The sequence below is a fragment of the Coprococcus sp. BIOML-A2 genome, assembly GCF_009875795.1.
GTDB lineage: Bacteria > Bacillota > Clostridia > Lachnospirales > Lachnospiraceae > Coprococcus > Coprococcus aceti.
Genome location: NZ_WWSI01000001.1, coordinates 48,295 through 61,339 on the forward strand (window position 1 = coordinate 48,295; position 13,045 = coordinate 61,339).

15 protein-coding genes are annotated in these 13,045 nt (G+C 38.4%); all 15 read right to left on the bottom strand.

The features are described 5' to 3' along the window. Nucleotides 1–380: 380 nt before the first annotated feature. The 15 genes from GT575_RS00225 to GT575_RS00290 all read right to left on the bottom strand — a co-directional run bounded on the left by GT575_RS00225 (nt 381) and on the right by GT575_RS00290 (nt 12,970). Nucleotides 381–554 (bottom strand): hypothetical protein, encoded by a 174-nt coding sequence (locus GT575_RS00225; RefSeq protein WP_004851608.1) that lies wholly within the window; start codon nt 552–554, stop codon nt 381–383. A gap of 4 nt (nt 555–558) precedes the next feature. Beyond that, nucleotides 559–705 carry an abortive infection family protein gene (locus GT575_RS15510; RefSeq protein ID WP_334296675.1) on the bottom strand — a complete coding sequence of 49 codons (147 nt, stop codon included), beginning with the start codon at nt 703–705 and terminating at the stop codon, nt 559–561. Nucleotides 706–1,048: 343 nt separating this feature from the next. After that, nucleotides 1,049–1,642 carry a hypothetical protein gene (locus GT575_RS00235; protein WP_330577001.1) on the bottom strand — a complete coding sequence of 198 codons (594 nt, stop codon included), beginning with the start codon at nt 1,640–1,642 and terminating at the stop codon, nt 1,049–1,051. Between the two features lie 24 nt (nt 1,643–1,666). Continuing rightward, a complete protein-coding gene (locus GT575_RS00240) occupies nt 1,667–2,155 on the bottom strand; it encodes a hypothetical protein (protein ID WP_055272393.1) in 489 nt (162 codons plus the stop codon). A gap of 252 nt (nt 2,156–2,407) precedes the next feature. Then, a complete protein-coding gene (locus GT575_RS15605; protein WP_420314947.1) occupies nt 2,408–2,623 on the bottom strand; it encodes a hypothetical protein in 216 nt (71 codons plus the stop codon). A 167-nt stretch (nt 2,624–2,790) separates the two neighbouring features. Continuing rightward, on the bottom strand, nt 2,791–3,810 hold the full coding sequence (rfbB, locus tag GT575_RS00245; protein ID WP_161171236.1) for a dTDP-glucose 4,6-dehydratase: 1,020 nt from the start codon (nt 3,808–3,810) through the stop codon (nt 2,791–2,793). Nucleotides 3,811–3,824: 14 nt separating this feature from the next. Then, nucleotides 3,825–4,709, bottom strand: a complete 885-nt coding sequence (rfbA, locus tag GT575_RS00250) for a glucose-1-phosphate thymidylyltransferase RfbA (RefSeq protein ID WP_161171237.1) — start codon at nt 4,707–4,709, stop codon at nt 3,825–3,827. A gap of 183 nt (nt 4,710–4,892) precedes the next feature. Further along, on the bottom strand, nt 4,893–5,999 hold the full coding sequence (locus GT575_RS00255; RefSeq protein WP_161171238.1) for a DegT/DnrJ/EryC1/StrS family aminotransferase: 1,107 nt from the start codon (nt 5,997–5,999) through the stop codon (nt 4,893–4,895). A 40-nt stretch (nt 6,000–6,039) separates the two neighbouring features. Beyond that, a complete protein-coding gene (locus GT575_RS15275) occupies nt 6,040–6,750 on the bottom strand; it encodes a CatB-related O-acetyltransferase (RefSeq protein WP_161171239.1) in 711 nt (236 codons plus the stop codon). Between the two features lie 3 nt (nt 6,751–6,753). Continuing rightward, nucleotides 6,754–7,314, bottom strand: a complete 561-nt coding sequence (locus GT575_RS00265; protein ID WP_161171240.1) for a GNAT family N-acetyltransferase — start codon at nt 7,312–7,314, stop codon at nt 6,754–6,756. A gap of 1 nt (nt 7,315) precedes the next feature. After that, entirely contained in the window at nt 7,316–8,098 is a 783-nt protein-coding gene (locus GT575_RS00270; RefSeq protein ID WP_161171241.1) for an HpcH/HpaI aldolase/citrate lyase family protein, read from the bottom strand. A 102-nt stretch (nt 8,099–8,200) separates the two neighbouring features. Further along, the gene (locus GT575_RS00275) at nt 8,201–9,163 is read right to left on the bottom strand and encodes a hypothetical protein (RefSeq protein ID WP_161171242.1); all 963 of its coding nucleotides are present in this window, start codon (nt 9,161–9,163) and stop codon (nt 8,201–8,203) included. A 22-nt stretch (nt 9,164–9,185) separates the two neighbouring features. Continuing rightward, complete coding sequence (locus tag GT575_RS00280) at nt 9,186–10,379, bottom strand: ATP-grasp domain-containing protein (RefSeq protein WP_161171243.1); 1,194 nt, start codon at nt 10,377–10,379, stop codon at nt 9,186–9,188. Nucleotides 10,380–10,391: 12 nt separating this feature from the next. After that, nucleotides 10,392–11,846, bottom strand: a complete 1,455-nt coding sequence (locus GT575_RS00285; RefSeq protein ID WP_192934939.1) for a lipopolysaccharide biosynthesis protein — start codon at nt 11,844–11,846, stop codon at nt 10,392–10,394. A 170-nt stretch (nt 11,847–12,016) separates the two neighbouring features. Beyond that, nucleotides 12,017–12,970: a glycosyltransferase gene (locus GT575_RS00290; RefSeq protein WP_161171244.1), complete on the bottom strand. Its 954-nt coding sequence runs from the start codon at nt 12,968–12,970 to the stop codon at nt 12,017–12,019. Nucleotides 12,971–13,045 lie beyond the last annotated feature (75 nt).

Here is a 13,045-nt window from a genome sequence, read left to right on the forward strand (position 1 = left end):
TTTTTGATTCATTCAGAGCCAGAATGCATCTCTAAGCTCCTCGACCTCATCATACGGAAAGCACTCGGCAACCCCTTCGTTTTCTTCCAGATAATTGATAATCTCTCCCACCAATTCAATCCCCTTCCGACTGTGTCTTACGCCAGAATAGTAAACCGATTCATTACTTTCCGTCGGATCGCCGAGTGCGCCATAGAGAGAATAAAGCTACCGCATGACGCCATCGGCATTCAAATCCATCGGCACATAGATTCTCACATTGTCATCTGGCAGAATCCCACCCTCAGACTTTTTCTTTCCAGCGACTGCTTTCTCCATCTCATCTTCCGTTTCATATGGTACTTTCACAGCCAATGAAACATTACTTTTCTATACATAATTTATCCTTTACTTATAAGCCTTGCTACAGGTATAAGGTCTGTAAAAACGCTCCCAATAATATTCCCACACACAGGGCATTCTACCTCTTCACGTTCACGGTTGCCCTCCCATATAGATCTATCATCATATTCCGAAATGGAACCACATTTATCACAAGTCACTCTATGAATCATATCGTCATGCCTCCTTAATATAAACAGATAATATAAAATCTGACATTGTCATTGCCGCATTTACAAACAGTCTTGCATGATGTTCATCAATCGCTATCCTATTAGCCCCAACTCCATGCGCATCACTGTCCTTGTTTCTCATTTCAGCAATTGAAGATCTCTATTATTTTTTATTACGAATTGATTCGAATAAATCATCCATATTATATCCCTCCCCACTTTGTTTTTCGTAAAATTATCATCAGCCACTTGTTTCATTGCATACTTTGGTATTAAACATTATAACATACATTCTTTTTTCAATCCACATTGTATAGCAAATCACAACAGGTCTATAATATTATCTATAACCACCAATTGCCAGCCCTCCCGGGCTGGCAATCACATCACATCCATATAAACATCCTATCTACAAATCCCCAAACAAATCCTTCTCATACATACCGACCTCAATCATCCCCTTAAAGCTCTCCTTAACAGCCTCAGCATCCTCCTTATACGTCCATACCATACCAGGTATCATTCGTCCGGAGAACCTTAACCGTCATCTTCTTCTCATCCAGAAGCTCTCCTATAAATGTAGGAATAAGGAACTCTGCCTTAAGTGTATCAGTCGGGACCTCCGTCTCAAAGAACTCCGCAAATCCTGTCTCCAACATATCCAGGAATTCTGGCGTCAATCCCCACATGTTCATGGACACCAGAGACTCCGTATCAATGGCTGTGCCGTCCGCAGCTGCACCATCCGCAGTCTTGACGATATTCTTGGTCTCCACCACCTCTGTCAGATTATTCTGATCGTCCATCTTGCAAATGCCTCTGGTCACACCGCCATTATCAGACAATGTAATCTTAAGTACGAATCCAGCCATACATGACTGTCCCCCGTTCACCAGATACTCATGAACCAGTCTGAAGCCTTCCTTGCCATAATAATCATCAGCATTTATCACGACAAATGGTGTCTTCAGCACGGCTTTAGCAGCAAGCACGGCCTGTCCTGTTCCCCATGGCTTAGTTCTGCCTGCTGGCAGCTCCCCTGGAATATCCTCAATATCCTGAAATGCATAATCAACCGCTTTGTTCATGGGGTCAGGCACCTACTATCTGTACTATCTGTATAGAGAACCGAATAGCAAACTTACCGCTGTATTATTTTTGCAATATTCATTTGTGTTCAATATATAAGCAAATATATTTGTCATAAAACAACAGAAGCAAAACCCAACAAATCCATACATCGACTGCTTGCATAACATATTCAGTACAAAAAGAAAAATCATGTGCATATAATATATTACTGTACTTGTTCGTCTAAATTTTCTTCCATCGCCAGAGCAGTTGCACATCAGCACTAACATAAAGAACATCACACTCATTATTATTTTCATGAGAAAGAGATTTAAGAATGCTGCAGCTAAAAACGTTCCCACCAATACTGGAAGAATAATTTTTGCCTTTGCAAATATTCTTGTTCTTGCAATCAACACACCCAGCAAAATATAATATGTTCCCGAAAAGATTCTTCCTTTACCTATTGTTTTTTCTATTAAAACAAAAATAATGCCAAGTAACTGGTTCTCAGAAACGGGCACTGCCATAATGTAATCTACCGAATACTGCAAAGTAACGGCAATACAGATAGCTACAATACCGTACAGTTCGAACTTTTTTTTAGATATGATCTTATATACCATAAATCCATATATGGATGAAAGAAGATACCACAACGGCCATGAATAGTGATTTTCACCTTGAAAGATCACATTCCTAAAGAACAAAGCCGTAGACTTTACTATCCCGTCCCCAGATTAGGCAAACCAATATATTGTAATAGGCAGATAAATTGCCGTCTAAATAACATAATACCGTATCAGTTTCTGTATCTGCTTGTTTAATACGAATATCTTGTCATTCCTTTTTTTGCATTTTTTCTCTACAAGATATCCACTTGAAAGAAAAAAGAATGGAACCGCAAGTGAAACAAATATATCAAACAAACTGGTAACTACTTCATTTTGAACATTCTTTAATGGCAATGTATGAATAGCAATAACACAAAATGCCATTATGTATTTCACAACATCAATCGCATAATTCTGCTCTGCTCTGCTCTGCTCTGCTCTGCTCTGCTCTGCTCTGCTCTGCTCTGCTCTGCTCTGCTCTGCTCTGCTCTCAAGATTGTATCGCCCCTGTTTCTTTCGTCAATATTGATTTTTACTGCGTTCACTCCCTGTTAGCGATTGCTGTACATTTTCTCGTAGTAGTTCTGATACTCGCCGCTGATGATGGTCTCCCACCACTCACGGTTATCGAGATACCACTGGATCGTCTTCTTGATGCCGTCCTCGAACTTGGTCTCCGGCAGCCAGCCCAGCTCATTGTGGATCTTAGTCGGATCAATGGCGTAACGCATATCATGCCCCTTACGGTCACCAACATGAGTGATCAAGCTCTCTGGCTTACCCAGTTCCTTGCAAATAATCTTCACAATGTCAATATTCTTCTTCTCGTTATGTCCACCGACATTATATACTTCTCCAACACGGCCATTGTGAATAATCAAGTCAATAGCCTTACAATGATCTTCAACATACAACCAATCACGGACATTAAGGCCCTCACCATAAACAGGCAACGGTTTATCAGCTAGTGCGTTAGCAATCATCAGCGGAATCAACTTTTCCGGGAAATGATATGGGCCATAATTGTTAGAACAACGGGAGATCGTCACTGGCAACCCATAAGTACGATGATAAGCCAAAACCAATAAGTCAGCAGCAGCCTTGGAACTGCTATATGGAGAGCTGGTGTGTATTGGAGTCTCCTCGGTGAAAAACAAATCAGGCCGATTCAGTGGCAGATCACCATAAACCTCATCTGTAGATACCTGATGATAACGCTGTATACCATATTTACGACAAGCATCCATCAGTACACTAGTACCGATAATATTGGTCTGAAGAAAGATGCCTGGATCTTCAATAGATCGGTCAACATGAGATTCTGCCGCAAAGTTAACCACAATATCCGGTTTTTCCTCTTCAAACAACCTGTCCACAGCCTCTCGGTCACAAATATCCGCTTTCACAAAGCGAAAATTAGGGTTATCCATAACAGGTGCCAATGTGGACAGGTTGCCCGCATATGTCAACTTATCCAAACAGATGATCCGGTAATCCTGATACTTATTCAGCATGTGAAATACAAAGTTGCTACCAATAAATCCGGCACCGCCGGTAACAATAATATTCATTTATCCTTTTCCTTTCAAAAAATTATTCTATCTTCTGCCACTCGCCTTAAGTGTTCTCCATAAGGAGACTTTCCATAAGCGTCTGCGGACTCCAGCAGTTTTTCTTTATTGATCCACTTCTCATGATAAGCAATTTCTTCCGGTGCTGATATTACTACATCCTGTCGATTCTGCACTGTCTGAACAAAGATTGAAGCTTCCATTAAGCTGTCCATAGTGCCAGTATCCAACCAAGCAAAACCACGACCTAAAATCTGTGCTTTCAGCTTTTCATGCTGAAGATACATTTCATTCAATGTTGTTATTTCTAGCTCTCCACGAGCAGAAGGCACAACCTGCTCAGCCATTTCAGGCACACCTGCAGGATAGAAATATAAACCTGTAATGCAATAGTTTGACTTCGGATGCATCGGCTTTTCCTCAACGGAGATCACGTTTTTATTTTTATCAACCTCCATGATGCCGAATCGCTCAGGGTCTTTGACATAATAGCCAAAAATAGTTGCATATCCGTTTTCTGCATTATATACTGCATCGGACAAGTTTTTTCTAAACCACCCACCATAGAAAATATTGTCGCCAAGCACCATTGCACAAGCATCATTTCCAATAAACTCTTTTCCGATGATGAAAGCCTGTGCTAACCCATCAGGACTAGGTTGTACAGCATACGATAAGTTAATTCCAAAATGCTTTCCATCTCCCAACAGTTCCTGAAATCTCGGCGTATCTTGTGGCGTAGAAATAATCAAGATATCTCGGATTCCAGCAAGCATTAACGTTGACAGCGGATAGTAAATCATCGGTTTATCGTACACCGGCAATAACTGCTTACTTGTCACCCTAGTCAATGGATAAAGACGTGTACCAGAACCTCCCGCTAAAATAATTCCCTTCATTAGTTTTCCTACTTTCTATAATAATCACCAATTTATAATCATTAATTCATTTCCACCGTAATAGCCATTACATTACCTTCTGCTCACCACGAAGAGATATGCAATTTTTGAGCAACACCCCTTGCATTTAAACACATGCAGACCTTATTATCTATCTATTTTGTTTAATTATCACATATTCTCTTAACCAAGAATAATATCGCAAATTCGATCAACATCTTCCAGTGCAAGGTCTGCATACAACGGCAAAGTCAACACGCGCAGTGCCAAGTGCTGTGCAACAGGGGTTTTCTCCGTTCCAGCAGTCGGATAGTTACGATAGCACTCAAAACTATTTGTCAGCGGATAGAAATATTTTCTAGCCGTGATCCCCTGTTCTTCCAGCATTGCAAAAATCTCATTACGAGTATACTTGTAACCATCGAAAACAACTGGGAAGTACGCATAGTTGCTGTCCACATTCTCCTGTACAGCACTAAGCTGAATTCCCTCTACATCAGACAGGTGCTCGCGATAACGCTCTACAACTTTCTTTCTCTTTGTGATTTCCTCATTCAAGTGTCGTAGATTGCAAATTCCCATAGCCGCCTGGAATTCATTCATCTTGGCGTTGCCGCCAACAAAACATACCGATTCTGGGCCATGAATACCAAAGTTCTTCTGATCATTCAGCAACTGAACCCAATCATCATTTTTAAAGCAGACCGCACCACCCTCTATCGTATTGAACACTTTTGTAGCATGGAAGCTGAACATTGATGCATCACCGAAGCAAGCAGAGGACACACCTTTATACTTTACAGCAAAAGCATGTGCGGCATCATAAATCACTTTCAGGGCATACTTCTTTGCAATCCTGTCAATTTCCTCTACATCACAAAGATTTCCATAAACATGTACAGGCACGATAGCAACAGTACGATCTGTGATAAGACTCTCAATCTTTGTGACATCAATGGTATAGTCTTTCTCATTGACATCACAGAACACTGGAACTAATCCATTGCGCACAATTGCATGTGTAGTAGATGCAAAAGTAAACGGCGTGGTAATCACTTCGCCACCTTCCGGCAAATTCAAAGCAGCAATAGCATTCTCCAATGCCAAGTGACCATTGGTATAGAGTGCAACATGAGAAACTCCTAGATATTCCTCCAACTCTTTCTGTAGCTGTTTATGCTTCACTCCCATATTTGTCAACCAATGACTATCCCAAATCGTCTGGATTTCTTCAACATATTCATCTAAACTTGGCATAGACGAACGCGTTACCAAGATTTTATTACCCATATCATCACACTTCCTTACTCAATTTGTTGAAAATTGTCGCTTATAAATCCTGCAGAGAAATTCTTTTCATAAATTCAATTGTCTCGTCATTTATATCTCTGGCAATCAGTTCAGGCATTGCCTGATTTAAAATTTCTTTAGGCCAATCCCACCACTTAATTTTTTCTAATTCGATAATTTGCTCCGCAGAACATCTATAACCTATAATCTTTGCAGGAACACCAACAACAATTGCATATGGCGGAACGTCTTTTGTTACTACTGCACCACCACCAACTACTGCGCCATCACCAATCGTAACTTTATGTAAAACCTGTGCACCTGCTGCAATCCAAACATCATTTCCAATTTTACAAAAATCCTTATGTTCTGTTCTACTTTCGAGTTTTCCTCCTCCATTTTTTGTCTGAGCATATCGAAATGCAGGCATTGTTGTTACTTTATGATAATCATGGTCGAATCCACCCACATCAACATTACGAGCCAATGAACAAAATTTTCCAATTTTTGTAAAGTTCATTGTAGTATTAATTCCCATATAGGTATACGCTCCAATGTCACTGTCATTAATATATGAACGCCTATTAATAACAACATTATTGCCAATAACGCAACGTTCTACATTTGTATCATCTCCAATAGAACAACCACTATCTATTTTTGAATCCACAATGGTTGCATTTCTAAAAACTTTAATATCGCCAATTTGTGATGAAACCACCCTTGCCGATTCATGAATAAACTTTCCCATAAATTACTCCTCCCAATAATGATTGTTTGCTATAAGTTCCTCATAATCTGTCTTTAAGCACCCCATCAAAATTAGGTCAATATATTTTCCATTTTTATAAACTGCTTGCCGTTGAGTGCCCTCAACCTTAAATCCCACCTTTTCACAGACTCGGAGAGAGGCCTTATTATATGACAATGCGCTACCATTAATTCTATTCAACCTCAGTTCATTAAAAGCATACCGCATTAATGTCATCCACGCATCTGTGGCCAATCCTCTTGTTCGAATTTCCTTCTTTGCAATTCGCATTCCCAATCCAGAAGCAACTCCATTCTTCCAATCAATATTCCGAAGGCCAATCATACCCACTGCCCCGTCTTCTTCTGTTTCAATTGTATAACGAATTACAGAAAGACTATTCTTGCAATTTGCAAACCATTCAAGTTGGTCTTTCTTTGAAATCGGAAATGACCATCCGACAATCATCTTTTCAAAATCAGGACTGTTACTCAATTCTCGTAACATCTCTAAATCTTCTTCTTCAACAGCCCTAAGGATTACCTTTTTTCCATACAATTCCATGTTAATTCCCCCATTTTTCTTTGATAATTTTTTTCATATGTGCAATATGCATTTTTTCATATGCTTTGCCATCTATCATTAAAACTGCCTTCTGTTCTTTTTCATACAGATCTATAATTTCTTGCATAGCTGCTAAATCTCCACCAGAGAAAGCCTTTTTAATATATGCCAATTGTCGAGGATTGATTGCCAGCTTTCCATCAAATCCCAAATCAAATGCATTATCTACTTCTGCTCTAAATAACTCATGGTTATTTAGCTGGAAACTTGGAGTATCATATACTAATTTTCCATAAGCCCTTGCATAGCTCACCAACCGACTCTTTTGATATTGCAAATTTGCAATGGTATTGCTCATTCCCACTGAAGCCGTATAATCTTCGGCGCCAAAAGCAACTGCGTATATTTCTTTATTTTCTAGTATATGCCCGATGTTAATTAAACCTTTTGCAGTTTCAATCAAAACATAAATTTTATGATTATCCCAAGACGTGTCATTCAATGAATACTCATCACTATCTTCATATTTGGGAAGCATAAAATCCACGTTGAATTCTTTGAGTTTCTCCAATTCTCTCTTATATGTCGTTTTATTTAAGCGAACAATAATTTTATGCTTTTCTGCATTACCCCTTAGCCAATTAACCAGTCTTTCTAATGCCTCTTCTTTATCATAATCTTCTATCGAATCTTCCAAGTCAATAATATACGCATCGGCATCAAATGACTCAATTTTGGCAAGCATCCTATCTTTCGCTGGTACAAAAAGTAAACTGTGATTCACTATTTTCCTCCTAACCTTTTAAAAATAACTATTTTTCGTAGTTTCTATTATCCAAATCACAATATTATGACCGTGAGAAGAACTATCTGTAAATCTTTTCGTTCAAGTTCTCTCAGATGAAACACGTTTTATCACCCCCACCAAATATTTCATGTCCTCTATTCCATATCTTTGATCTACTGGAATCGGCAAAATATCTTCCGCATAATAGTATTCCATACTATCCTTCGGACATTCTTCCAGCACATTCGGCCACAATGTTGGGATATAGATTTTATTCTTTTGCAATTTTTTTCGTACTGCGGCACCATTTGGGAGCAGAAGCGGATACATAAATGCTCCATAGACACTCTTTAGCTTCAGTTCATTTATGCTCCTGAATTCAGTATCCAAGCACTCAAAGTTTTCCTGTCGTTTTTTTGCTACGCTCGCATAATCAATCCCCCGCAAAAGGTTTTCCGTCATACGGGACATTCGCTTTATCGGCTCTGTGGAAAACAGCTTATTGTTCGCCACATATTCGCTGTAAAACTCATTTGCACAACGTTCAAAGCGTCCAATAAGAAAATGCATCCTCTCAAAGGATTCATCTTGCAGAAGTTCACGTTCCAGTCTCTTATCGGTATACAAAAACGCTCCATCTGCAACACCGAAATATTTTCTGCACGTATAAAGTGTATCTACTCCTTCTGCAGGCATCTGGAAATAACTCTGTGCGTTGTCAACAATGATCCGATCATATTTACGTTTCAATGCAATCAAATAATCATTATTAAGCTGACCGTAAAAATTGACAATATAAATCCATTCATCTTCACCAAGTGTCAAATTGAAAACTGGTTCAAACCTTTCATTGATGGAATAGTAACTATACCCAACTCCGATTTTATTGCATAGATTCGGGACTGAGGAACAAAGAAAATGCGGTAGATATAGTTTTCTGATTTTCTTTGCTTCGCAAATGTATTCCAATGCCCCTCTGCCACAGTTTAAGGCGACTGCATTGTCGTGGAGCATCTTTCCGTGAAATGTTTCAAATTCTATGTATCCTCCATATTCTTTCATAGTTCCTTGTCCTTCTATCTTTTTACTGAAGTTCAACTGTAATTAGCTCATTAATATGTTCAAGTACACTCTTCATTGTAGTTTCATCAGGAAATCTAAAAAATATAATGCCCAAGCACTTTGAGGCATTGTCAAAATATTCCACCCTATCACCACTCTTTTTATACAAACATTTGCGATAGATATAGGGTTCTATTTCTGGGGAAAAATCGATTTCTTTGTATGTTCCATTTTTGTTGCTATGTAAATTGTGCGTAGCATAGAAACCATTTGGCTCATGGATATTACCTTTAATTGTTGTTCCCATTGCCGATTCTACAGACATTTCTGCAATATTCACGCCAAACATATCTCCCAATATGTCTGGAATCATGTTTCCTCCGCTGCGAGGTCCCACATCAATAGGCCAAACCCGATTACTTTTATCCACCACAAGTTCAACATTCATAGAACCATTACGAATTCCAAGTTTTTCTATCATAGAAGATAATGTATACTTGACATGTTTAACATCTTCATTATCCAACTGCAGAGGATAACTCTTACCAATAGGCACCAGTGGATTAACGTGACTATCTCTATGACAATTCATCAATCCCCAAAGAACAACTTTTCCATCTTCAATAAAAATGTCTCCTCCTATCAAATAAGGATGTTTCTTTTCGATAAAACGCTCAACAATGATCCGATGGCATCTCGAAAACGAAAAGGCAAATTCCAATGCATCCACCAAACCATTTTCTGAGTACAACACCGTTGCACCTTTGCTTCCAGAAGAATCTACTGGCTTAATAATAATCGGATACTCATAGCTTGTTTTGTCTTTTAAGGCATCTTCTGCAAAAGAATATCCAGTAGCTTTTGGTGCAGAAAAGCCATTTTCTAATAAAAATTTACGGAACTGATCCTTATTGCATAAGATCTCAACGGACCGATAAGGATTTCCCGGCAAACCGAGTTTTTCTGCAATATAGGCTGCGGTAGGTGCAGCAGGGTCAGACGCATAAGCCAAAACACCATCAATCTGCTCCTTTTGAGCAACTTCCAAAACGGCATTTTTATCCGTAGTGCTAACAAGATAAAACTTATCAGCCACATACTGACCTGGATTATCAGGGAGGAAATCGCATAGAATCGTGTAATAACCAAGATTCCGAGCAGCTTTTATAGCTACAACCTGTTGTGCAGAACCACCTAATAGGAGTATTTTTTTCATTTTACAGCCTCCTTACTTTCTAATAATTTTTCTTATCATTGGTCGAATTAAATCCATCATGTATTCGAATGATTCCAAATGCAATAATTCTGAAGCAACAATATAAATCAATGCCCCCAATGGAATCTGGATCGACAGCGTAACAATATTCGATAAATTAAACAGCCCCACCATGTTCACACAAAATCCCATAAATGCTGCTAATGCAATACTCGGTAAAACATCCTTCAACTGCTCCAAATAATCATAATTCAGCAGTTTTCTGTTTGGCCAAGAGTTAATGATCTGGCTTAAAACACTGCTAATCAATAGACTATAGGCCATAGCCATAACCCCAAACCACATCGTAGACAACAACAATACCATTCCAACAATTTTCTTGGCGATTTCCAGCTTTAAAAACAAATCGCTTCGCCCCATTGCCTTAATTGCATTCAGGTTTGCTGTATGGATAGGGTAAAACATATATGTAATACAGAATATCCGTAAAAAAGGAACACATGGCAGCCACTTATCCGTCAACACCAGTTGTACGATTGGTTCTGCACAGAATGCCAACCCCATCATCAAAGGTGCCATGATATAGGTACTTGTTTTGATTGCGCGACGTGTCATTGATTTAACACGCCTAGCATCGTCCTGTGCACTAGCCATTGTTGGCAAAAGCACACTATCGATAGATGTATTGATATTGGTTACAATGACATTTGGGAACTTTTTGCCTTGATCGAAGTATGCCAAGTCTGAGGACGAATACATCTTTCCAATAATCAAACTTCGAATATTATTGTAAACTGTGTCCAACAGGGAAGACGCCAGCATCTTCCATCCAAAAGAAAATAATCCCCTTAACCTTTCCCACGAAAACATTTTCTTTGGGCGCCATTTAACCGTCAGCCAAAGAATTAAAGTATCGATAGTAGTATTAGATAACTGTTGTGCCACAATTGCCCAAACACCGAAACCAGCATATGCTAAAGCAATTCCAAAAAAAGCCGAGAAAATTGTTCCTCCCAGCGTCGAGTAGAAGAACCTCTTAAACAGCATATTTCGAGACACATAAGATTGCTGAATTCCCTTAACACCTGAAATTACAATGGTTAAACTAATAACTCTAATAATCTGCGTAAGAGAACCATCATTATAGAATTCTGCTATAAATGGTGCCGCCACGAACATCGCTGCATAAAGGATAAAACAAACTGCAAAATTAAAATAAAATACAGACGAAAAATCCAAATCATCCGCATTCTTTTTTTGAATCAATGCTGTGCCTAAGCCACTATCCACAAACACTTGCATAATTGTCGTAAAAACAGTGATAAGGGCAACCTGACCGTAAGCCTCTGGTGCAAGAATACGTGCCAAAACAACAGAAACAATAAACGTAACCAACTGAGCACCACAGCGTTCAGCAAAACGCCATATAAAATTTTTAAATGTAGAATTTTTATCAATTGTACTCAATTATTTTTCTCCTCATATATTCATGTGCTTTTTATTAAAAATTTAAGATTATTCAACCTTTTTTATCCTTATATCCGGTAAATACACAGATGCCATAAGCATTCGATATATCAGGTAGTGAAATGATATGTGAAATCTATCTGCTTTTGTAATACTTTTTCAGAAATTTATTATCTTATTTTATCGATTAACAAATTTACCATGTCTAGAATCGTTTTCGGAGTTCGCCACTTAATAAAATCTTTGACTCTTTCCTTTTTGGTAGTTGTATCTCGATAATAATATGTCTTCGCAGCCTCTGGATACATTTTTTCTCTAATGTAATACAGGTAATGCTCTTTTGATTTTGCCAATTCAATCGCATCAGTATATTTAAATCCTGTATATTTATCGAACCGATCAAAGAAAGAAAGCATATTTTCCAACAACTTCTTGCTTTTTTTATTATCGCGCATTATCGTTCCGCCAAACGAATTCATGTTGTCAGTTCGATATACGCACATAATATCATCAAAATAGTATACACTTCCTTGTGTCGCTAAATAAAGACGTTTGGGTCTGTCTCCCACACCCGGAATTCTAAATACATCCATAGGCATTTTTTTAAGTGCATCCGATTTAATAACCATTGATGCCGTAGGTGTCATTCCTCCGCTCTCAACTAACACTTCCGCCATGGACAAAAAACCCCTTGTCTTATATGGGTTAAGAGGCTTAAATCGCCCAGTTCTATCATTAAGCCTAAAACCATTGTGAATAGTTAAGGTGCAATCCGTATGTTGCTCCATGAAAGTGACTTGCTTTTGCAATTTATATTCATCAGTCCAATAATCATCCCCCTCACAAAATGCCATATATTTCCCCTTAACCTGCATTTGAAGATTCCTTGATATTGACACGCCTTTACTGTACTGATTTTCTTTTTGATAGATTGGCTTTATCAAATCCGGATATTTCTCTTCAAATTCTCGTATAATAGATGCAGTTGAATCTGTCGATGCATCATCATGAATAATATATTCAACGCTAAAATTTGTCTTCTGCATCACAAATCCCTCTAATGTTTTTCGAATATATTTTTCATGATTATATGCCAGGCATATAACACTTACAGTTGTGCTCATGGTGTATTCTCCTTCCTATAACATCAAGCTATAAATCATTGATTTTATGAGCTTTCTTTAAATTATATCTCCTAT